The organism is Budvicia aquatica DSM 5075 = ATCC 35567 (assembly GCF_000427805.1).
GTDB lineage: Bacteria > Pseudomonadota > Gammaproteobacteria > Enterobacterales > Enterobacteriaceae > Budvicia > Budvicia aquatica.
Genome location: NZ_ATYS01000020.1, coordinates 77,885 through 99,214, shown reverse-complemented (window position 1 = coordinate 99,214; position 21,330 = coordinate 77,885). Strand labels below are relative to the sequence as shown.

Below are 21,330 nucleotides of genomic sequence, written 5' to 3'. Positions count from 1 at the left end.
CCCATCTGGGTTCATCTGATGGCGCGAGGCCCGAAGGTCCCCCGCTTTGGTCTTTCGACGTTACGCGGTATTAGCTACCGTTTCCAGTAGTTATCCCCCTCCATCAGGCAGATCCCCAGACATTACTCACCCGTCCGCCGCTCGCCGGCAAAGTAGCAAGCTACTTTCCGCTGCCGCTCGACTTGCATGTGTTAGGCCTGCCGCCAGCGTTCAATCTGAGCCATGATCAAACTCTTCAATTAAAAGCTTGATGCTCAAAGATTACTTTCGTAATAACACTTCTGTAATAAATTACAAATGAATTACTGCTTGGTCACTCTTTTAAGACTTAGTATATTTTTTGCCACCGAGGTGGCTATGATACCGTCTTGTGAGTGCCCACACAGATTGTCTGATAAATTGTTAAAGAGCGGTGTTGTAGGGAGAAAACTTCCTGCAACACGGGCTGCGAATAATACGCTAACCCGTTAGAGAGTCAAGTGTTAAATCTCAGATTTATTCACCCACATCTCGGTCTGCGCGGCTGTTTGCCGTGTCAGTGGAGGCGCATTATAGGGATATTCAACTGGATAGCAAGGTTTAAATGAAATTTTTTCTCAATATTTAATATTCAAGAAAAATCATCAGTTGAACTCGCCGGATTTTATCGCTTTTGGCAATGCGGCCAGACTATCGAGTACCTTATCTGCCAACGCTTCACCTTCAGCAGTAATCGGCTTTCCGGTTTTAACTAAAACTTTATAGCCAACACCTGCATTAATAGCTGCTTGCATATCTTCAACTTTATCACCAACCATATAAGAGGCGGCCATATCGATGTTCAATTCTTCTTTTGCCGATAAAAACATTCCGGGCTGAGGCTTACGGCAATCACATACTTGATTAAACGGTTCAACTTCACCTTCAGGGTGATGAGGACAATAATAGATACCGTCGAGATCAACATTACGATCGGCTAAAGACCAGTCCATCCACTCAGTTAATATCATGAATTGTTTTTCAGTAAATTTACCTCTGGCAATTCCTGACTGGTTGGTCACAAGCACTAATGCGAAACCCATTGCCTTTAACTCAATACAGGCATCGATTACGCCGTCAATAAACTGAAATTGGTCGATCTCATGAACATAACCATGATCAACATTAATGGTGCCGTCGCGGTCAAGAAAGATCGCTGGTACAAGATTCGCCACAAATATACTCCTGATGGCTGCGGGTGATTCCTAGTATCGCACTATTCTACTCATAGAAAGAACGTTTCGATAGATCCAAAATCCGATTGACTTAGACGTCTAGACGCCTTAGCATCCATCTAATCACTTGGCTTTAGCTAAGTTCTGTTTATTGATATCAGTGACTCTTTGCAATAAAAGATAGCCACTGCAAACGCATAGCATAAGAAAATAATGATTAAACTTCAGAATATTACAAAAATATTCCAGCAAAAGAACCAGACCATCACGGCTCTTTCTGACGTGTCTCTGCATGTTCCTGCCGGACAAATATACGGCGTCATCGGTGCTTCCGGTGCAGGAAAGAGTACGCTTATTCGTTGCGTAAATCTGCTTGAACGCCCAACTTCAGGCCAAGTTTTAGTCGACAATAAAGATTTAACCGCGCTTTCTTCAAATGAATTAACCAAAGCACGCCGTCAGATGGGCATGATATTCCAACATTTTAATCTATTATCTTGTCGCACCGTATTTGGTAATGTTGCTTTACCTCTAGAATTAGGTGGGGTTCCTGCTGCAGACAGACAACAGCGGGTTAAAGAATTACTCGATTTAGTTGGCTTAAGTGATAAGCATGACGCCTATCCGGCCAATCTATCCGGCGGCCAAAAACAACGGGTTGCAATTGCCCGAGCGCTGGCGAATAACCCTAAAGTTTTATTATGTGACGAAGCTACCAGTGCTTTAGATCCGGCAACTACACGTTCAATATTAGAATTACTTAAAGATATTAATCGCCGCTTAGGCCTGACTATTTTATTAATTACCCACGAGATGGACGTGGTAAAACGCATTTGCGATCAGGTGGCGGTTATCAGCGATGGTCGATTAATTGAACAAGACAGCGTGAGTGCAATGTTCTCGCACCCCAAAACCCCGCTGGCCCAACAATTTATTCAAGCGACGCTGCATCTGGATATTCCAGAGGATTATTCCAATAGGCTCAATCCGGAACAAAAAGAGAATACTCATCCACTTTTACGCTTAGAATTTACCGGCCAATCGGTTGATGCACCATTGCTATCTGAAGTGTCCCGTCGCTATAACATTAATAACAACATCATCAGTGCCCAGATGGATTATGCCGGCGGCGTAAAATTTGGTGTTATGTTGACTGAAATCCACGGAACCCATGAAGAAACCATCGCGGCTATTCAGTTTCTCCAAGAACACCATGTAAAAGTTGAGGTATTAGGTTATGTCTGAAGCAATGATGCTGTTGATGGCTAAATCAACGTGGGAAACCATTGTCATGGCTTTTGCTTCTGGCTTTTTTGGTTTTCTTATTGGCTTACCTGCGGGCGTGCTGCTATATGTCACAAGGCCGGGACAAATATTAGATAACCCGACTATTTATCGCTCAATGTCTGCGGTGGTTAACGTGTTCCGTTCTTTACCATTTATTATTTTAATAGTGTGGATGATCCCATTTACCGATCTTATTATGGGCACATTTATCGGATTAAAAGCCGCGTTAGTACCGCTAAGTATTGGTGCCGCGCCTTTTATTGCCCGAATGGTAGAAAATACCCTTTTAGAAATCTCTACTGGCCTTATTGAGGCTGCCCGCTCTATGGGAGCAACGCCATTACAGATTATCTATAAGGTATTATTACCTGAATCATTGCCCGGCTTAATCAACAGTGCGTCAATTACCTTGATTACACTTGTTGGCTATTCGGCAATCGTAGGAAGTACAGTAAGTGCCGGCGGCTTAGGCCAACTCGGCTACCAATATGGTTACGTTCGATATGATGCAACCGTCATGAACACAGTACTTGTGCTATTAATTATACTGGTTTATTTAATTCAGTTCTGTGGGGATCGTTTGGTCAAAGCCGTTACTCATAAATAACTGTTTTGATAAAGATAATTGTGCTGCTTGCAGCGTACTGATAATAGAGAGAAAAATATGTTAATTAAGTTTAAAACCTTTGCCGCGGTTAGTGCTCTTATTGGTTCTCTCGCGCTGGCAGGATGCGGGCAGGAAGAAAAAAGCGCTAACCAAATTAAAGTTGGCGTTATCGTCGGCGCTGAACTAAAAGTTGCCGAAGTGGCTAAACAAATCGCCAAAGATAAATATGGATTGGACGTTGAGCTAGTCTCTTTCAACGATTATGTATTACCTAACGAAGCCTTAAATAAGGGCGATATCGATTTAAACGCCTTCCAACATAAGCCATATTTAGATCAACAGATCAAAGAACGTGGCTATAAACTAGCCGTTGTGGGTAATACCTTTGTTTATCCTATTGCTGCTTATTCAAAGAAAATCAAATCTCTGGATGAGTTAAAAGACGGTGCACAGATTGCAGTACCAAACGATCCAACTAACCTTGGTCGCTCACTGCTGTTACTGCAAAAACAAGGCCTAATTAAGTTAAAAGAAGGCGTGGGCTTGATGCCAACACCGCTGGATATTATTGAGAATCCAAGAAACTTCAAAATCGTTGAGTTAGAGGCACCACAACTACCTCGTGCTTTAGATGACAATCAGATAACTTTAGCCATTATTAACACGGCTTATTCAAGTCAGATTGGCTTAACGCCAACTAAAGATGGCATTTTTGTTGAAGATAAAGATTCTCCTTATGTAAACATCATTGTTTCTCGTGAAGACAACAAAGACTCAGAAAACGTGAAGAAATTTCTTCAGGCGTTTCAGTCTGACGAAGTATTCAAAGCCGCAGACCAAGAATTTAAAGGTGGCGCAATTAAAGGCTGGTAATAGTCCTTCTAATAAGTCGTGATTATTCCAACTTAGCTAAAAAGGCAGATAATTATTATCTGCCTTTTTCTATGAGTCCGTTTATAGTTAACTTATACTTACTACTTATTTTGAACTTCCCAAAAAACACGTTTCCACGTGCAATATTATTTTTATTAAAGGATATATCAATGCGAATCCTCAGCCTCTGTCTGTTTGCCCTTCTTCTTGGTGGTTGCGCTCAATCAGGCACTTCAAATTCTGAATTAGAATCCGTGATGTTATATAGAACTGACGCGGAGCTCTCTGGCGTAAAATTTAAAGAATTAGGTCAGGTTTCAGGTGACTCTTGTCAGTTTACTTCACAGGATGCCCCTCCTAGCATTCCAGCTGCCACCTTAAACATGCAAAGAAGAGCAGCATTTCAGGGCGCTAATGCCGTATTACTTAACCGCTGTGAACTGATGACCAGCGTACCTGGCTGTCACCGAGCGGCCATATGTGAAGGTACCGCATTAAGCGTTGCGTTCTAAATGACTGCATTAAGTATCGAGCCTATCGGTATTATCCATTCTCCTTATAAAGAGAAGTTTGCCGTACCCCGTCAGCCGGGGCTTGTTGCCGACGGCTGCGGGGAATTACGCTTATTACCCCCCTACAATCAGGCTGAAGCCGTTCGCGGTCTTGAGCAATTCAGCCATATCTGGGTACTGTTTATTTTTCATCAGACTCAAAATGGTGGCTGGCACCCGACGGTACGACCGCCAAGGTTAGGTGGAAATGCCAGAGTTGGCGTATTTGCAACCCGTTCTACATTTCGGCCGAATCCAATCGGCATGTCTCTGATTGAATTGAAAGGTATTCGGCAACAAGGTTCAGAAATAGTTTTAGAACTGGGAAGTCTGGATCTAGTGGATGGCACTCCCGTTGTGGATATCAAACCCTATCTGCCTTTTGTAGAAAATATTCCAGATGCACGGGCCGGATTTGCACAGGATATCCCTTTGGCCGACATGCCTGTCAATTTCACCATTGAGGCAGAACAAAGGTTACTACAGGAAGTTCGCAATCACCCTAATTTGCGTCGCTTTATTACACAAGTTTTAGCTCAGGATCCACGCCCGGCATATCGAAAAGGCGAACAACAAAGCAGAGAATTTGCCGTACACCTATCCGAATTCAACGTTCGCTGGCGGGTTGAGAATGGCCAAACTGACGTTATTGCTATAGATAAACGTTAGAAATTCCCGATCCTCTCTTTTGGCTAAGTGTCGTCGCTGATACACTAAGCCACTTTAATAAAATTAGGCATATACCCCTTTTGGTTTTGTTAGCGTTGATTGTATCTCGCTGATTCACCAATAGTGCGAAGCCACTGTTATCAGCAGTTTAATTGGAAGCTCTATATCATGCGTACTAGTCAATACTTGCTCTCAACATTAAAAGAGACACCCGCAGATGCTGAAGTCATTAGCCACCAGCTAATGCTACGCGCTGGTATGATTCGCAAGCTGGCCTCAGGCCTATACACTTGGCTGCCAACCGGCCTGCGAGTTCTGAATAAAGTCGCTAAAATCGTTCGTGAAGAGATGAACGATGCCGGAGCAATTGAAGTGTCAATGCCGGTCGTTCAGCCTGCAGACTTATGGCAGGAAAGCGGCCGTTGGGAACAATATGGCCCTGAACTGTTACGCTTTGTTGACCGCGGTGAACGCCCGTTTGTTTTAGGCCCGACGCATGAAGAAGTTATTACTGATTTAGTGCGTAACGAAATTAACTCCTACAAGCAGTTACCGTTAAACTTTTATCAAATTCAGACCAAATTCCGGGATGAAGTTCGCCCGCGTTTTGGCGTAATGCGTTCACGTGAATTCATCATGAAAGATGCTTATTCATTTCATACTACACAAGAGTCTCTGCAGCAGACTTACGACAAAATGTATGATGCCTACAGTAAGATTTTCACCCGCATAGGTCTGGATTTCCGTCCGGTGCTGGCTGATACCGGCTCTATTGGCGGAAGTTCTTCCCATGAGTTTCAGGTTTTAGCAGAAAGCGGTGAAGACGATATCGTATTTTCTACTGATTCAGGCTATGCCGCTAATATCGAGTTGGCAGAGGCCATTGCGCCAGCAGGTTCTCGTGCCGCAGGTACTGAAGAGCTACGACTGGTTGACACACCAAATGCAAAAACTATTGCTGAACTGGTTGAACAGTTCAATTTATCCGTTGAAAAAACGGTTAAAACACTGATGGTTCACGCGGCTGAAGAAACCGGGCATAAGCTGATTGCCCTGTTAGTTCGTGGCGATCATGAACTAAATGAAGTTAAAGCTCAGAATTTACCGCAGGTGGCGAGCCCATTAACCTTCGCTACTGAAGACGAAATTCGGGCGGCCGTCGGTGCGGGACCGGGGTCATTAGGTCCGGTAAATTTATCCATCCCATTAGTGATTGACCGTTCTGTGGCGGCAATGAGTGATTTTGGTGCTGGTGCAAACATTGATGGAAAGCACTACTTCGGTATCAACTGGGAGCGCGATCTTGCAATTCCAACCATTGCTGATATTCGCAATGTTGTAAAAGGCGACCCAAGCCCTGATGGTAAAGGTACCCTACTCATCAAACGCGGTATTGAAGTTGGCCATATATTCCAGCTAGGCACTAAGTATTCGGAAGCAATGAAAGCAACCGTTCAAGGTGAGGACGGACGTAACCAACTGATGACTATGGGCTGTTATGGTATCGGGGTCACTCGCGTGGTTGCCGCATCTATTGAACAGAATCATGACGATCGCGGAATCATCTGGCCTGACGCTATTGCACCGTTTGAAGTGGTTATCGTACCAATGAACATGCATAAATCTTTCCGCGTGCAAGAGGTTGCCGAGCAGCTTTATCAGACACTGCGTTCAAAAGGCGTTGATGTATTATTTGACGACCGTAAAGAGCGCCCGGGTGTGATGTTTGCCGATATGGAACTGATCGGTATTCCACATACCGTTGTTATCGGTGACCGTAATCTGGATAACGATGAGATGGAATATAAGCATCGCCGTAGTACGGATAAAGAGATGATTAAAGCCGACGAGATCGTCTCTTTCTTACTATCTCAATTAGGTCGCAGCTAATAGCAAATTGGCTTAGCTTGATAGCAAAAACCCCGCAACGGCGGGGTTTTCTATTTGGAACTTAATAACTAACTTTGCCACGCAACGTTTTTGTTTCACCCCGCCTGTTTTTACTGTCCAAGCGTTTTCTTTTGGCATTTTTACTCGGCGCCGTTGCTTTTCGGGCCTTTTGGAAACGAGTCGCGTCTTGAATTAACGCCACCAGGCGAGCCAATGCGGCTTCACGATTTAGTTCCTGACTGCGATATTCCTGAGCCTTGATGATAACAACGCCATCGCTGGTAATCAGATGATGAGTAAAAGCCAATAGCCGTTGTTGATAAAATTCAGGCAGGCTAGAACCTCGAATATCAAAACGCAGATGAATTGCCGTTGATGATTTATTTACGTGCTGACCACCCGCCCCCTGAGCACGGATAGCCGTCAAAATAATTTCGTCATCCGGAATTGAGACTCCGGCAGAAACAACTAACATAATTAATTACTCACCAACGGTTTGCCACGGCTCAAACTGCAGTTCAAAATTGGTCTGATTATCAGAAAGCCAAATAATTCCGTCCTGAATAGTCGCCTGTAACTGCATATTTCGTGCGCTCATTGAAGCCAACTGTTTTAACTGAACGTCATCTAAAAATAGTACCGTCAGGTTTTTATGGCCACTGAGCTTTTCTTTATTCTGCTGCCACCACACTCTGCCAGCACGGTCATTGTATGCATACAAAACAACTTGCTTAGACTGATGACACGCTTTTCTTAATCGCTTTTCATCGGGTAATCCCATTTCAACCCACAGTTCAATACCATTATGATCGTTGTGCCGCCAAATTTCAGGTTCATCATCTGCACTTAAACCTTTAGTGAAAATCAAACGTTCATCAGCATGGCAAATCCATGCCAGCAAGCGCAACATCATACGTTGTTCCGTTTCTGACGGGTGTTGCGCGACAGTCAGCACCGTATCCAGAAATACCTGCCGGTCCATATCGGCAACATTTACCGTTGCTTTAAGTATTGTTGCTTTTAACGCCATAAAGAGTTTGCCAAAATGAAGGAATTTGAATGAACGATAGTGTACAGAATTCAGCGGGCTAGCGCGACGATAACCCGAGCAACCGCTTTCTATAAATGAGGCCAAGTAGCTGATATAAAAAATAACAACTATGCTATAGTCAGCGCTGTAATTAATGTAGAGTAGCTCAGGCATTAATGAAAACGTTGCTTGATAAAGCTCCGTAATATGAGATTGGCTGCAAAGGAGGACTGAGTGCAAAAATACAGCGAACTTGTTCGGCGTAAATATGCGGAAATAGCCAGCGGCGATCTTGGATATGTATCCGATGCATTAGGGTGTGTATTAAAAACATTAGATGAGATTGCGGCTAATGAAACGCTCTCATCTGCAGTTAGGGAACAAGCGGCTTATGCTGCTGCTAATTTATTGGTGAGTGATTATGGTGATGACTGAAAAAGAGTACCAACCCATAAACTGTGATGACTATGATAATTTAGAGCTCGCTTGCCAACACCATTTAGTTCTGGCCATTAAGCTTAGGGGTGGTGAGAAGTTAGAGGCTAAAGCTTGTGACTTATTATTAAGAAAACAGGTTGAGTATCTGATTGTTGAAATCGATGGCGCGCAACAAGAGCTACGGCTTGATAACATTGCCTATTTCAGCCATCCGACAATCGGCAAAATTGAGATTAGTCTTGCCGACTAAGCCTTTTGATACGGGCAGATTCTCTGCCCGTATACTTTATTCCCTGCAAAGCCCCTACCAACCCTATTCTGCTAACTTATTGCTTATCGCCTAAACTTGCGTAGTAAGCCGCTAAGTCAGCAATATCTTGATCGGATAGTTTTTGCACATAAACGCTCANAATATTAGCCATATTTCCGGTACGCTCCCCTTTTTTATACGCGTGCATTGAGTAATCTAAATAGACCTCATTCTGCCCGGCAAGGTGCGGATATGTAGGAATTGATACTTTCCCGTTCATACCATGACAAGCTACGCATTTAGCCGATTTACTTTTACCAGCGTCAATATCGCCGGCTGCATAAACAGAAAAGTTAATCAGTAATGATGCGGATAATAGTAGTAGTGTTTTTTTCATTGTTTTTTACTCCTGTAACGACATTGTTTATTGTTCAATAAGTTAATTTAATGCGTTGCCTTGAGAATCCGTCCAACAAATACGCCAAACTGGTCGTTCTTCTTTAGGACTTCCTTCAGCAGTAACAAAAAAACCAATGGCGGCAATCAACGTTTGCCCGTAATAAACCAAAGGAATCCGCTGCCGTTGCCACGGCGGAACGGATAATTCTTGCCATAATTTTTTTAACGTTCTGGAATGTTCACGCCCAACAATGCGAATGATGTCTGCACCCGGCGCAGTAAAGCGAATGCTAACACATTGATTGTTTTCAGGTGACACTATAGCCACACCTTTATCATGTGAAATAATTAATTGGCCAAGATTATCGGGTAGTTCTAAAGGCTCGCAGCCATCCCATGACAGGTTTATCGACCCAATATTTTGCATCGATGGTAATAAATAAAGGTTTTCCCGATAACGGCGAATTTGACTACTGCCCAATTGAAACTGAGGTTCAGCGTCCGGTTTACTGAGTGCAACGTCAAGCCATATCTTATCTAGCTGACTGCGCGAAGGCATCATAACCTGGTGATAACGAAACCAGCGACGTAATAAAGCCCGGCGCTGAATAACGGATACTTGAGCTAAAGCTGAGATATTAATCGCCCCATCAGGCTTAATCATACCTTCCAGTACCGGCGTAAGTAACTCATCCAGCAAAGCTTCCTGTTCTGCACACAATTCCGCACTGCGAGAAACCATTTGTGGGAACTGAGGCCAGCGGCGTGAAATTTCAGGCAGCACGCGTAATCGCAAAAAATTACGATCGAACCGGTCATCCTGATTGCTGTCATCTTCAATCCAGCTCAGACTATTTGATTCAGCATAGTGCTCTATCTCAGCACGGGTAATATTAAGCAGCGGACGAACCTGTTGATGGTCAAAAAAAGACATTCGTTCAGGCATAGCAGACAATCCGGCAGGGCCGCTACCCCGCTTGAGAGCCAGAAAGAAAGTTTCACACTGGTCATCCTGATGTTGGGCGGTGACTAATATTTCATCATCGGATAATAAAGAGTGAATAGCCTGATAGCGCGCTTCTCTGGCCGCGGCTTCTATTCCGGTAACCGAAGCATCAACCTGAACATACACAATTTGTAAATCAATTTGCCAGAGTTTACATTGAGTCTGGCAGTGTTCTGCCCACTGGTCAGCATAGTGACTTAAACCATGATGCACATAAACCGCCCGCACCAGCAGGTCAGGTCGAGAGTGGTGACGAAGGCTTACCAAAGCATGTAAAAGTACGGAGGAATCAACACCACCGCTAAAAGCGACTAAAATACGGGAATCGTATCTTAACTTTTCTGCTACCTGATCTATTATCACATCACCAGCCATTGTCATTTTTCCACAGAATACTGATTACAAGCTCTGCTCATAAAGTTCTAGCGGTAGTCCATCAGGATCGCTAAAAAAAGTAAACCGTTTTCCAGTGTAAGGATCTATCCGGATGTCCTCGCACTCAACGCCATCTTTATTTAGCTGAGTGATTGCGAGCTCTAAGTCCTGAACGCTGAATGCCAAATGTCTTAATCCACAGGCTTCAGGTCGGCTAACTCTCTCCGGCGGTGATGGAAATGAAAACAACTCAATCATGTACTGCCCGTTTAGCGCTAAGTCAGCCTTCCAGGATCCACGCTCTGCTCGATAGTATTCAGCCATTAAAGAAAAGCCTAATGTATGACAATAAAAGTCCTTACTTTTTGAATAATCAGAGCAAATCACGGCTATATGATGCATTTTATCAATATTTAGCATTTGGAACCCACCTAAAAATATAACTATAATAAGTTAAATCAAAGAATTAACAATTCATCATACAATAATCAATTATCGGTATATTTCTAGTTAACTCGATTCAGCTCACTGAATAATAAAGGAGTAGCACCTAGAATCTGCGGCTAAATTAATACACGAAGCCAAAAAGGACGAGCCATGTCAGAGTATGTTTCCTTTCTTTTAGGGATTATTCCACTTATAGCCCTAATTATTATGATTCTTAAGATTAAAACGCCTATACATTATGCAGTTATAATCTCTCTGATTATAACTTTATTAATTGCCGGCATCTTCTGGGAAACACCGCTACAAAACCTCTCAATGTCGACGCTTTACGGTGCTTCTAAAGGCTTATGGCCTATCATCATCGTTATCTTAGGCGCCATTTATAGCTACAACCTGATGTTAAAAACCGGCAGTATGGAAGTGCTAAAAAACGTCCTAGCCAGCATCAGTGATGATAAGCGTATTCAGGTTCTGCTGATATCTTGGTGTTTTGGTGGTTTCCTTGAGGCGGCCGCAGGTTACGGTACAGCTGTAGCAATTCCAATCGGTATTCTGATTGCCCTTGGATTTAACCCGTTAAAAGCGGCAATAGCATCATTAGTCGCGAATACGGTACCGACTGCATTTGGTGCTGTGGGTATTCCTGTTTCCATCCTGGCGGAGCAAACTGGTCTGCCGGTGCGTGAACTCAGCAGTATGATTATCATCCAGCTATCTCTGTTTAACATCATACTACCGTTTGTTATCGTCGCCATTGCCGGTAACGGCATCAAAGCGATTAAAGGGGTATTCTTTATCACTTTAATGTGTGGTATCAGTACCTTAATTCCTCAATACTTTGTTGCTACTTATTTAGGTGCTGAATTACCCGCCTTTGCGGGTAGCCTGGTGAGTTTATTAGTCACTATATTTTTGGCTAAACGCCTGACTAAATCTGCTCAAGGAAGCGAGAATAAAGAGCAAGTACAGCACAATTATTCAGGCGCAGAACTGTTTCGCGCGGGTGCTATTTATCTGCTGACATTCCTGTTCATTCTGCTGTGTTCACCGCTGTTTCCTGCGCTTAAAAACGCAGCAGGTCAATTCTCTAGCGTTATTCCCTTTGCTTTAAACGATAGTCAAATTCTGAAGCTTAAGGTTGAATGGCTCAGTACGCCGGGCGTACTTATCATTATTGCGACATTTATTGGCGGATTCATTCAGGGAGCCCGCTTCTCAAATATGGTTTCTGTGCTCTGGAGCACGGTCGTTCAGCTTAAAAATTCCATTATTGCCATTACGGCTATCGTTGCCATGGCGACCGTAATGGATACTAGCGGCATGATCGGTGATATCGCCAATACCTTGGTGAATATGACCGGTACAGGATACATTTTCATCGCACCGGTTATCGGCGCTTTGGGTACCTTTGTAACCGGCAGTGATACTAACTCCAACGTACTTTTTGGCAAGCTACAGACCAGCGCTGCCGCACAGTTGAATATTGATCCTATCTTACTGGCTGCGGCCAATACTGCAGGTGCTACCGGCGGCAAGATGATTTCACCTCAGAGTATCGCCATTGCAGTATCAGCCACCAAAATGGATGGTCAGGGTAGTGCCATTATGTCCGGCACACTCAAATATTGTGCGATTTATATTATTATTCTTGGCCTAAAAATCGGTACAATTTACTACTTATTTTATTCATAATACAAATCAATCGGATTCTATCAGGCCACGCGCTTTTGTCATGGCCTGATAATTCCGATTATCCATGAAAACAATAGCAATAATGTGGGTAATAACTTATTTAATGAAGTAGATAAGTTATCTGTTTCAGGTCATCAGAACATTAAACAGATGCATTAACGACATTCTGGAGCAAACGATGAAAGTAAATTTCTACGTCACCTGTATCGGTGATGCACTGAAGGCTAACATGGCACGAGATAGCGTGTTACTACTAGAGAAATTGGGCTGCGACGTCATTTTTCTTGAACGTCAGGGATGTTGCGGACAACCGGCAATCAATAGTGGCTATGTAAAAGATGCCAAACCGGCAATGAAGTCACTCATCACCACCTTCGAAGAAAACGACTACCCGATAGTCTCCCCTGCGGGTTCCTGTACCTATGCGATTAAAAGTTATCCCGCTTATCTGGCCGATGAACCCGAGTGGGCCGCCAGAGCAAAAGCCGTAGCTGACCGGATGCAGGATCTCACTACTTTTATTGTTCATACCATGGGGATTGTTAACGTTGGAGCCCGATTACCGGGTAAAGCGGTTTACCACCCCTCATGCAGCCTGTCTCGCAAACTGGGCGTGGTCGAAGAGCCCTTAACATTGCTGCGCAACGTCGAAGGATTAGAACTGCTGCCTATTGTCAACCAAGAAACCTGCTGCGGATTTGGCGGAACATTCTCCGTCAAAATGTCTGAAATATCAGGAGAGATGGTCAAAGAAAAAGTTGAACACATTATGGATGTCGTTCCTGATTTCGTTATTGGTGCTGATACCAGTTGCCTGATTAATATCAGCGGACGCCTGACGCGAGAAAAGCGCCCGGTCAAGGTGATGCATATTGCTGAAGTATTAATGAGCCGCTAAGGAGATATTCACATGTCGATGAAAACCAGCAATATCGATTTTAAACCGCGCATTAAAGCCGAAATGGAAGATACCATAATGCGCAAAGCGGTTGCCATGGCTCAGGAGCGAATCGGGGCCAATCGTCAAATAATGGTAAATGAACTAGGTAATTGGGAAGACTGGCGCGATCGTGCTGAACAAATTCGTAATCACGTACTTGAAAACTTAGACGCCTACTTATATCAATTATCTGAAAAAGTGACTCAAAATGGCGGACACGTCTATTTTGCCCGCACAAAAGAAGATGCGACTGACTACATTCGCGATATTGCAAAACAGAAGCAGGCAAAAAAGATCGTTAAGTCTAAATCGATGGTGACAGAAGAAATCGGTTTAAACCACGTACTTCAGGCGGAAGGTATCGAAGTGGTTGAAACCGATCTTGGAGAGTACATTCTTCAAGTCGACAACGATCCACCTTCGCACATTGTCGTGCCGGCAATCCATAAAGATCGTTATCAGATTCAAAAGGTACTCAAAGAGAAGCTTGGCTATGAAGGTTCTGAAACACCTGAAGCCATGACATTGTTTATCCGCGAGAGAATTCGTAAAGATTTTCTTGAAGCCGATATTGGCATTAGCGGATGTAACTTTGCCGTAGCTGAAACAGGCAGTATCTGTCTGGTAACTAACGAGGGTAACCTCAGAATGGCCACTACACTGCCAAAAACCCATATCGCCGTAATGGGCATGGAGCGTATAGCTCCAACCTTCGAAGAGGTTGATGTACTGATTACCTTACTTTGCCGTAGCGCTGTTGGTACCCGTTTAACCAGTTACAATACTTGGTTAACAGGTCCAAGAGAAGAAGGTCACGTTGACGGGCCGGAAGAGTTCCACTTAGTCATCGTTGATAACGGTCGTTCAAAGATCTTAGGTTCTGAATTTAGCGATGTATTACGCTGCATTCGCTGTGGAGCCTGTCTGAATACTTGCCCGGCGTATCGTCAAATCGGCGGACATGGCTATGGCTCAATATATCCGGGCCCAATTGGCGCGGTAATTTCTCCATTACTGGGTGGCTACCAAGACTTCCACGATCTTCCTTATGCTTGCTCACTGTGTAACGCCTGTAATGTCGTTTGTCCGGTGAAGATCCCGCTGGCACAGCTCATTCTAAAACATCGTCAGGTTATGGCTGAAACCGGTCTGACACCAAAAGCTGAGCAGCGGTTTACCCGCTTATTCAACTACGCTAATGCTCACCCTGCCTTATGGAAAGTCGGTATGACTATGGGAGCAAAAATGGCGAACTGGATGATCAAAGATGGCAAAGTTCCGCTAAAAATTAGCGTTCTTGAAGACTGGACCGAAGCCCGTGATTTACCAGCACCGGATGGAGAAGGTTTTCGCAGTTGGTTTAAACATCATAAAGCGGAAGGAAAAAAATAATATGTTGATGAATGAACAAAACCGCACCTCATTTCTCAATGAGATTGCCAGTCAGTTAGGCCGTGAAATGCGTAAGGTTCCTGCCGCTGATTCAAAACCAGTTAACACCTATCCGCAAACTCGTCTGACGGAAAAAAGTCTGGATGAGCTCTGTCAGGAGTTTCTTGATTTCGCCAGCACTCAGAAAGTGAAGTGCGTGATTAGTCGTCCTGAGACGCTGCTTACCGATATCATCGCTCTATGCGAAGATTACGGCGGTGCCCCGGTTGTGACCAGCGGAGATCAACGCTTAAAAGAGCTGGGTGTGAATCAGGCTCTGAAAGAACAATATGATGCTTATGAATGGGATCCTGCACAGGGCAAACACAATATCCTTATGGCGGAAAAAGCCAAGGTGGGTATTGTTTATGCTGAAGCAGGCCTGACTGAGTCTGGTGGCGTAGTGCTGTTTTCTGCGCCAGAACGGGGACGTTCGGTAAGCCTGTTACCTGAAACCTCAATCTTTATTCTGCGCAAAAGTACGATTCTGCCGCGGGTCGCACAAATAGCACAGCGCCTGCATCAAATGGCTGAAGCCGGCGAACGTATGCCATCCTGTATTAACCTGATCGGCGGCCCGAGTTCGACGGCTGATATTGAGCTAATCAAAGTGTTTGGTGTTCATGGTCCGGTCCATGCCGCATACGTGGTGCTGGAAGACTGCTAATCGATATTATTGTGGTATCAAGCGGGGCTTAGTTGCCCTGCTATCATTTCATAATCATTTCATCTAATCATTTTATCATCTGCCTATATCCCCAATAATTCGGGCAGCATTGAGAGCAAATAACCGCCAAAGGTAGAGATATCTATATCTTTGAAGCATTAGCGGGTATATACATTTTTATTTTGCTCAAACATACTGATTACCTGTCTCACAATCACAAATGGATAAACGGCAATGTCAGAGAAAAACACTCATCACTCGCTGGTTGAACAACAATTTGGTGAACAGGCTAATGCTTATTTAACCAGTACCGTCCACTCTCAGGGATCCGACCTGCAAAAGCTAGCCCGCCTGATGAGCAATCAATCGAGTGCTCACGTTCTGGATATAGGATGCGGGGCAGGACACGCCAGTTTTGCCGTCGCATCATCTGTCAGCAGCGTCACATCTTACGATCTGAGTACAGAAATGCTCAATGCCGTACAGCAAGGGGCCAAAGATCGTAACCTGACCAATATCCAGACCACTTGTGGTATTGCCGAATCGCTCCCGTTTGGTTCAGCCAGCTTTGACATTGTTATCAGTCGTTATTCAGCCCACCACTGGCATAACGTCAGTTTAGCCATATGCGAAGCCAGCAGAGTGTTAAAACCGGGCGGAAAAATCGTGTTAATGGATGTCGTTTCACCGGGAAATCCGGTATTAGATATTTATCTTCAAACCGTTGAGGCTTTGAGAGACCGTTCACACGTCAGAGATTACAGTATTTCCGAATGGAGCCGTTTTTGTAATGAGGCTGGCTTAAAAATTGATGAAATAACCACTGACCATTTACAGTTAGAATTTGTCAGCTGGACTCAGAGAATGCGTACACCTCAACATTACATCGATGCAATTCGGGCATACCAACAAGAGGTTTCTTCAGAAGTGAAAGAGTATTTCCGTATTGGCTCCGATGGCACATTCTCAACGGATATTGCGATGTTGGTTGGACACAAATAGATCGTCAATTTAGAGCGGTCGCCATTGCCGGATATTCTTAATATCACCAAAAACAAAACGCCCGCAGCATGCTAGCTCGGGCGTTTTTATCAAACAAAAGTAGATCGATTAACAGTAGCCGTAATTCATTAGTCGCTGGTAACGACGGTCTAATAATGATGATAATTCTAACTCATCCAGCTCATTAAGATCGGCAATCAGTCTGGCCTTTAATGAGGCTGCCATTTCAACCGGATTACGGTGAGCGCCCCCCAATGGTTCAGGAATCACAGAATCAATCAGCTTCAGCTCTTTCAGCCTAGGGGCAATAATGCCCATCGCTTCTGCTGCCAGCGGGGCTTTGTCTGCACTCTTCCAAAGAATAGAAGCACAGCCTTCCGGAGAGATGACCGAATAAGTACTGTATTGCAGCATATTAACTTTATCACCAACGCCAATGGCTAAAGCACCACCGGAACCGCCTTCGCCCACGACAGTACAAATAGTCGGAACTTTAAGACGTGACATTTCACGCAGGTTACGCGCGATAGCCTCTGACTGACCGCGTTCTTCAGCGCCAACGCCAGGATAAGCTCCCGGAGTATCAATAAAGGTAATGATTGGCATATTAAAACGCTCAGCCATTTCCATCAGACGTAAAGCTTTACGATAGCCTTCAGGTGCTGGCATACCAAAATTGCGGCGGACCTTTTCTTTGGTCTCACGGCCTTTTTGATGGCCAATAATCATAACCGGGCGGCCATCGAGGCGGGCAATACCACCAACGATCGCTTTATCATCAGCATAGGCACGGTCACCTGCTAATTCATTGAAATCGGTGAAGATATGCTCAATGTAGTCCAGGGTATACGGTCTACGGGGATGACGCGCAAGCTGTGCAATTTGCCAAGCCCCTAGTTCAGAGAAGATTTTGTTGGTCAGTTCAAGACTTTTCTCACGTAGACGCTTAACCTCTTCATCGAGGTTAATATCCAATTTTTCGTCTTGAAGACTGATTGCGGTTAGCGAATCAATCTTCGCTTCTAATTCAGCAATCGGCTGTTCAAAATCAAGAAAATTCAGACTCATAGCATTCCTATTTTAGTCAAATTCCAATTCAACCTGGGTATTACCAACAATCTTACGCAGTTCAATCAGCAAGCTATCGGCAGGCGTTACACGCCATGCTGCGCCGAATCTAAGCCTTGCCCGGGCATCTTCACGCTGGTAATACAAGTGCACTGGAATCGTCCCCGAACGATGGGGTTCCAACGATTCACGAAGACGGTTTAAAAGCTGGTCATCAATTTGCCTATCAGTTAATGATATAGCAAGCCCACGGGCATATTTTTCCCGCGCTTCACTGATGTCCATTAATTCGCGGACCATCATTTTAAGTCCGCCGGTAAAATCATCAAAGCTGACCTGTCCTGTCGCTATCAGGATCCGATCTTTTTCCAACAGGTGCTGATACTTATCAAGTGCCTCAGAGAATAACATGACTTCAAGGCGACCGGAACGGTCATCCAGCGTACAGATCCCAATTCTGTTACCACGTTTGGTGGTCATTATTTTGGCGGCTACCACTAAACCTACTGCGATAATGGTTTTTCCGCGCTCTGTCGGGTGCATATCTTTAAGACGCAGACCGCCAGTATAGCGTTCCAGCTCTTTTAAATATTGAGTAATCGGGTGACCGGTAAGATAGAGTCCCAGCGTTTCACGCTCACCGTCTAAAATTACCTGTTCTGGCCACGGCGCTACATTAGCATAGGCTTTCTCAACATGCTCAGGTTCTTCTGCTAATACGCCAAACATATCGGCCTGACCAAGGGCTTCTGCCTTCGCATGCTGATCGGCAGCCTTCAGAGCTTCAGGCAATGTGCTCATTAGCGCGGCCCGATGCGGACCTAACCGGTCAAAAGCACCGGCCATAATTAGTTTTTCTAATACCCGTTTATTCAAGCGTTTAGTATCAGAACGGGCACACAGGTCGAACAGCTCTCTAAAATAGCCGCCCTGATTACGTGCTTCAATTATAGCTTCTATCGGGCCTTCGCCAACGCCTTTAATTGCACCGATGCCGTAAACAATTTCACCGTCATCGTTGACGTGGAAATGGTACAGTCCGCTATTAATGTCTGGTGGTAATACTTTTAGCCCCATGCGCAGGCATTCATCGACCAGGCCGACCACTTTCTCAGTATTGTCCATATCGGCGGTCATTACCGCTGCCATAAACTCGGCCGGATAATGTGCCTTCAACCATAAAGTTTGATATGAAACTAAAGCATAGGCCGCTGAGTGGGATTTGTTAAAACCATAACCGGCAAATTTTTCCACCAGGTCAAAGATTTTCATCGACAGTTCTCCGTCGATGCCCATGCGTTCAGCGCCCTCTTTAAACACAGATCGCTGTTTAGCCATCTCTTCTGGCTTTTTCTTACCCATGGCGCGACGCAGCATATCTGCACCGCCCAAGGTATAACCGGCAAGAACCTGAGCTATCTGCATAACCTGTTCTTGGTACAGGATAATGCCATAAGTAGGTTCAAGGACCGGCTTCAGCGATTCGTGCTGCCATTGGATATCCGGATATGAAAGTTCTTCCCGACCGTGTTTACGGTCGATGAAGTTATCTACCATGCCCGACTGCAGCGGCCCCGGGCGGAAGAGAGCCACCAGAGCGATCATATCTTCAAAGCAGTCAGGTTTTAGACGCTTAATCAGATCCTTCATACCACGGGATTCAAGCTGGAATACGGCGGTGGTTTCGGACCGCTGGAGCATATCAAAGCTCTTTTTATCTTCCAGCGGAATAGCGGCAATATCGATCGGTTCCAGACCAGTCTTAGCCCGGCGAGCATTAATCATGCCCAATGCCCAGTCAATAATGGTTAATGTCCGCAAACCGAGGAAGTCAAACTTCACCAGCCCGGCATATTCAACGTCATTTTTATCAAACTGGGTAACAGGGAACTGACCTTCCGGGTCACAATAAAGTGGCGCAAAGTCAGTAATCTTAGTCGGGGAGATCACCACACCACCGGCGTGTTTACCGGCATTGCGGGTGACGCCTTCCAACTGGCGAGCCATATCAATCAGCGCTCTGACTTCTTCATCAGCTTCATAAAGCTCGGGTAGTTGAGGCTCTGCGGCAAACGCTTTTTCCAGCGTCATACCGGGATCCATAGGGATTAATTTAGATATGCGGTCAACGAACCCGTACGGATGACCAAGGACCCGACCAACATCGCGAATAACCGCCTTAGCCGCCATGGTACCAAAGGTAATAATCTGAGATACCGCATCACGCCCGTACATTTCAGAGACATGTTCAATAACCCGATCGCGTTTCTCCATACAGAAGTCAACGTCGAAGTCGGGCATAGATACGCGTTCAGGATTTAAGAAGCGTTCGAACAGCAGGTCAAATTCTAACGGGTCAAGGTCGGTAATACCCAAAGCATAGGCAACCAGAGAACCTGCACCGGAACCTCGCCCCGGCCCCACGGGCACGTCGTTATCTTTCGACCATTGAATAAATTCCATAACGATCAGGAAGTAGCCGGGGAACCCCATCTGGTTGATAACCCCAAGCTCAATATCCAGACGCTCATCATATTCCGAGCGTTTTTTAAGCCTGACGTCAGGATCCGGAAATAAAAACTCGAGGCGCTTTTCCAGCCCCTCTTTAGAGCAGGCAACCAAGAAATCTTCGGTGGTCATATCACCGGTAGGGAACTGAGGCAGGAAATACTCACCCAAACGGATAGTAACATTACAACGTTTAGCAATCTCTACGCTATTAATCAGCGCCTCAGGAATGTCAGCAAATAGCTCACACATCTCCTCTTCACTGCGCATGTATTGCTGAGCACTGTATTTTTTAGGTCGTTTAGGGTCGTCCAGGGTAAAGCCGTCATGTATTGCCACCCGAATCTCATGGGCATCAAAATCTGATTCACTAATAAATTTCACATCATTAGTGGCAACAACCGGCAGGTTTTCACGGGTTGAAAACTCTACCGCAGCATGAAGATAGATCTCTTCCTCATCCCGCCCTGTTCTGACCAGCTCCAGATAATAATTATCAGGAAAATGTTCGCGGTAAAACTGCAGGCATTCCTCAACGATAGGTTGGTTGCCGCGCATCAATGATTGACCTAAATCACCAAATCTACCGCCGGATAATAAAATAATGCCATTCTTATGTTCGACCAGCCAGTCACGATCGATAACAGGCCCGCCTTGTACATATCCTCGTTGATAGGCCCGAGAAATAAGCAGCGTCAGGTTTTGATAGCCTTCGTTATTGGCCGCCAGCACGGTAATTTCAGTCAGCTCATCACCCAGAGTTTCACTCTGCATGCGAAAATCTGCACCAATAATCGGCTTAACGCCGGCACCGTGAGCGGAACCATAAAATTTAACCAAGCCACATAGATTGGTAAAATCAGTGATTGCCATTGCCGGCATACCCAGTGCAGCCACTTTTTTCACCAATGCACCCGTTTTGGCCAGTCCATCAATCATGGAATAGTCACTATGGATACGCAGATGAATAAAACGAGGTTCAGCCATATAAAACACCAGCAATCAGG

General features: G+C 44.9%; 21 protein-coding genes and 1 rRNA gene. 13 read left to right on the top strand and 9 right to left on the bottom strand.

All coding sequences use genetic code 11. From position 1 onward, the window contains the following. A 16S ribosomal RNA gene (locus tag YWE_RS0110340) occupies positions 1-242 on the bottom strand; the annotation flags it as partial. Between the two features lie 381 nt (positions 243-623). Then, a complete protein-coding gene (gene gmhB, locus YWE_RS0110335) occupies positions 624-1,193 on the bottom strand; it encodes a D-glycero-beta-D-manno-heptose 1,7-bisphosphate 7-phosphatase (RefSeq protein ID WP_029094463.1) in 570 nt (189 codons plus the stop codon). 213 nt (positions 1,194-1,406) lie between these two features. Between gmhB and metN the strand changes: the two genes are divergently transcribed. The 6 genes from metN to proS all read left to right on the top strand — a co-directional run bounded on the left by metN (position 1,407) and on the right by proS (position 7,070). Beyond that, positions 1,407-2,438, top strand: coding sequence for a methionine ABC transporter ATP-binding protein MetN (metN, locus tag YWE_RS0110330; RefSeq protein WP_029094462.1), 1,032 nt, complete (start codon positions 1,407-1,409; stop codon positions 2,436-2,438). Further along, complete coding sequence (locus YWE_RS0110325; protein WP_029094461.1) at positions 2,431-3,087, top strand: methionine ABC transporter permease MetI; 657 nt, start codon at positions 2,431-2,433, stop codon at positions 3,085-3,087. Before metN ends, YWE_RS0110325 begins: the two co-directional genes overlap by 8 nt. 57 nt (positions 3,088-3,144) lie before the next feature. Continuing rightward, the gene (locus tag YWE_RS0110320; protein WP_029094460.1) at positions 3,145-3,960 is read left to right on the top strand and encodes a MetQ/NlpA family lipoprotein; all 816 of its coding nucleotides are present in this window, start codon (positions 3,145-3,147) and stop codon (positions 3,958-3,960) included. Positions 3,961-4,130: 170 nt separating this feature from the next. Then, positions 4,131-4,472 (top strand): Rcs stress response system protein RcsF, encoded by a 342-nt coding sequence (rcsF, locus tag YWE_RS0110315; RefSeq protein ID WP_029094459.1) that lies wholly within the window; start codon positions 4,131-4,133, stop codon positions 4,470-4,472. Further along, entirely contained in the window at positions 4,473-5,180 is a 708-nt protein-coding gene (gene tsaA / locus YWE_RS0110310; RefSeq protein WP_029094458.1) for a tRNA (N6-threonylcarbamoyladenosine(37)-N6)-methyltransferase TrmO, read from the top strand. 168 nt (positions 5,181-5,348) lie between these two features. Further along, entirely contained in the window at positions 5,349-7,070 is a 1,722-nt protein-coding gene (gene proS / locus YWE_RS0110305) for a proline--tRNA ligase (protein ID WP_029094457.1), read from the top strand. Between the two features lie 61 nt (positions 7,071-7,131). Here the strand turns inward: proS and arfB are convergent, their stop codons facing one another. Next, on the bottom strand, positions 7,132-7,545 hold the full coding sequence (gene arfB / locus YWE_RS0110300) for an alternative ribosome rescue aminoacyl-tRNA hydrolase ArfB (RefSeq protein ID WP_029094456.1): 414 nt from the start codon (positions 7,543-7,545) through the stop codon (positions 7,132-7,134). 6 nt (positions 7,546-7,551) lie between these two features. Next, a complete protein-coding gene (locus tag YWE_RS0110295; protein WP_029094455.1) occupies positions 7,552-8,100 on the bottom strand; it encodes a YaeQ family protein in 549 nt (182 codons plus the stop codon). Positions 8,101-8,334: 234 nt separating this feature from the next. On the opposite strand from YWE_RS0110295, the gene YWE_RS0110290 reads away from it, so the two are divergent. After that, the gene (locus YWE_RS0110290; RefSeq protein WP_029094454.1) at positions 8,335-8,535 is read left to right on the top strand and encodes a YaeP family protein; all 201 of its coding nucleotides are present in this window, start codon (positions 8,335-8,337) and stop codon (positions 8,533-8,535) included. Then, positions 8,522-8,788 carry a Rho-binding antiterminator gene (gene rof / locus YWE_RS0110285; protein WP_029094453.1) on the top strand — a complete coding sequence of 89 codons (267 nt, stop codon included), beginning with the start codon at positions 8,522-8,524 and terminating at the stop codon, positions 8,786-8,788. Before YWE_RS0110290 ends, rof begins: the two co-directional genes overlap by 14 nt. Positions 8,789-8,864: 76 nt before the next feature. Here rof and YWE_RS0110280 read toward each other — a convergent pair whose 3' ends face one another. Genes YWE_RS0110280 through YWE_RS0110270 form a run of 3 tightly spaced genes read right to left on the bottom strand, consistent with a single transcriptional unit; the run spans position 8,865 to position 10,988 of the window. Continuing rightward, positions 8,865-9,185, bottom strand: coding sequence for a c-type cytochrome (locus YWE_RS0110280; protein WP_029094452.1), 321 nt, complete (start codon positions 9,183-9,185; stop codon positions 8,865-8,867). A gap of 42 nt (positions 9,186-9,227) precedes the next feature. Next, positions 9,228-10,568 (bottom strand): tRNA lysidine(34) synthetase TilS, encoded by a 1,341-nt coding sequence (tilS, locus tag YWE_RS0110275; RefSeq protein ID WP_029094451.1) that lies wholly within the window; start codon positions 10,566-10,568, stop codon positions 9,228-9,230. Positions 10,569-10,592: 24 nt separating this feature from the next. Next, positions 10,593-10,988: a VOC family protein gene (locus tag YWE_RS0110270; RefSeq protein ID WP_029094450.1), complete on the bottom strand. Its 396-nt coding sequence runs from the start codon at positions 10,986-10,988 to the stop codon at positions 10,593-10,595. A gap of 177 nt (positions 10,989-11,165) precedes the next feature. Between YWE_RS0110270 and YWE_RS0110265 the strand changes: the two genes are divergently transcribed. From YWE_RS0110265 to YWE_RS0110245, 5 genes are all read left to right on the top strand, one after another. After that, complete coding sequence (locus YWE_RS0110265) at positions 11,166-12,707, top strand: L-lactate permease (protein WP_029094449.1); 1,542 nt, start codon at positions 11,166-11,168, stop codon at positions 12,705-12,707. Positions 12,708-12,885: 178 nt separating this feature from the next. Continuing rightward, positions 12,886-13,605, top strand: coding sequence for a (Fe-S)-binding protein (locus tag YWE_RS0110260; RefSeq protein WP_029094448.1), 720 nt, complete (start codon positions 12,886-12,888; stop codon positions 13,603-13,605). Positions 13,606-13,617: 12 nt separating this feature from the next. Then, complete coding sequence (locus tag YWE_RS0110255; RefSeq protein ID WP_029094447.1) at positions 13,618-15,039, top strand: LutB/LldF family L-lactate oxidation iron-sulfur protein; 1,422 nt, start codon at positions 13,618-13,620, stop codon at positions 15,037-15,039. 1 nt (position 15,040) lies between these two features. Next, entirely contained in the window at positions 15,041-15,745 is a 705-nt protein-coding gene (locus YWE_RS0110250; RefSeq protein ID WP_051323280.1) for a LutC/YkgG family protein, read from the top strand. A gap of 234 nt (positions 15,746-15,979) precedes the next feature. Next, positions 15,980-16,747 (top strand): class I SAM-dependent methyltransferase, encoded by a 768-nt coding sequence (locus tag YWE_RS0110245; protein WP_029094445.1) that lies wholly within the window; start codon positions 15,980-15,982, stop codon positions 16,745-16,747. A 108-nt stretch (positions 16,748-16,855) separates the two neighbouring features. On the opposite strand, the gene accA is transcribed toward YWE_RS0110245, so the two are convergent. Both accA and dnaE read right to left on the bottom strand, forming a co-directional pair. Next, complete coding sequence (accA, locus tag YWE_RS0110240; RefSeq protein ID WP_029094444.1) at positions 16,856-17,815, bottom strand: acetyl-CoA carboxylase carboxyl transferase subunit alpha; 960 nt, start codon at positions 17,813-17,815, stop codon at positions 16,856-16,858. 12 nt (positions 17,816-17,827) lie between these two features. Next, positions 17,828-21,310, bottom strand: a complete 3,483-nt coding sequence (gene dnaE / locus YWE_RS0110235; RefSeq protein ID WP_029094443.1) for a DNA polymerase III subunit alpha — start codon at positions 21,308-21,310, stop codon at positions 17,828-17,830. Between the last annotated feature and the right edge of the window lie 20 nt (positions 21,311-21,330).

Bases quoted from the DNA above. Each gene is read 5' to 3' on its own strand.
- tsaA (WP_029094458.1), top strand. From the start codon at position 4,473: ATGACTGCATTAAGTATCGAGCCTATCGGTATTATCCATTCTCCTTAT.
- metN (WP_029094462.1), top strand. From the start codon at position 1,407: ATGATTAAACTTCAGAATATTACAAAAATATTCCAGCAAAAGAACCAG.
- YWE_RS0110255 (WP_029094447.1), top strand. From the start codon at position 13,618: ATGTCGATGAAAACCAGCAATATCGATTTTAAACCGCGCATTAAAGCC.
- YWE_RS0110260 (WP_029094448.1), top strand. From the start codon at position 12,886: ATGAAAGTAAATTTCTACGTCACCTGTATCGGTGATGCACTGAAGGCT.
- tilS (WP_029094451.1), bottom strand. From the start codon at position 10,568: ATGGCTGGTGATGTGATAATAGATCAGGTAGCAGAAAAGTTAAGATAC.
- YWE_RS0110295 (WP_029094455.1), bottom strand. From the start codon at position 8,100: ATGGCGTTAAAAGCAACAATACTTAAAGCAACGGTAAATGTTGCCGAT.
- YWE_RS0110250 (WP_051323280.1), top strand. From the start codon at position 15,041: ATGTTGATGAATGAACAAAACCGCACCTCATTTCTCAATGAGATTGCC.
- YWE_RS0110270 (WP_029094450.1), bottom strand. From the start codon at position 10,988: ATGCTAAATATTGATAAAATGCATCATATAGCCGTGATTTGCTCTGAT.
- YWE_RS0110265 (WP_029094449.1), top strand. From the start codon at position 11,166: ATGTCAGAGTATGTTTCCTTTCTTTTAGGGATTATTCCACTTATAGCC.
- rof (WP_029094453.1), top strand. From the start codon at position 8,522: ATGGTGATGACTGAAAAAGAGTACCAACCCATAAACTGTGATGACTAT.
- accA (WP_029094444.1), bottom strand. From the start codon at position 17,815: ATGAGTCTGAATTTTCTTGATTTTGAACAGCCGATTGCTGAATTAGAA.
- rcsF (WP_029094459.1), top strand. From the start codon at position 4,131: ATGCGAATCCTCAGCCTCTGTCTGTTTGCCCTTCTTCTTGGTGGTTGC.
- YWE_RS0110245 (WP_029094445.1), top strand. From the start codon at position 15,980: ATGTCAGAGAAAAACACTCATCACTCGCTGGTTGAACAACAATTTGGT.
- YWE_RS0110320 (WP_029094460.1), top strand. From the start codon at position 3,145: ATGTTAATTAAGTTTAAAACCTTTGCCGCGGTTAGTGCTCTTATTGGT.
- arfB (WP_029094456.1), bottom strand. From the start codon at position 7,545: ATGTTAGTTGTTTCTGCCGGAGTCTCAATTCCGGATGACGAAATTATT.
- YWE_RS0110325 (WP_029094461.1), top strand. From the start codon at position 2,431: ATGTCTGAAGCAATGATGCTGTTGATGGCTAAATCAACGTGGGAAACC.
- dnaE (WP_029094443.1), bottom strand. From the start codon at position 21,310: ATGGCTGAACCTCGTTTTATTCATCTGCGTATCCATAGTGACTATTCC.
- proS (WP_029094457.1), top strand. From the start codon at position 5,349: ATGCGTACTAGTCAATACTTGCTCTCAACATTAAAAGAGACACCCGCA.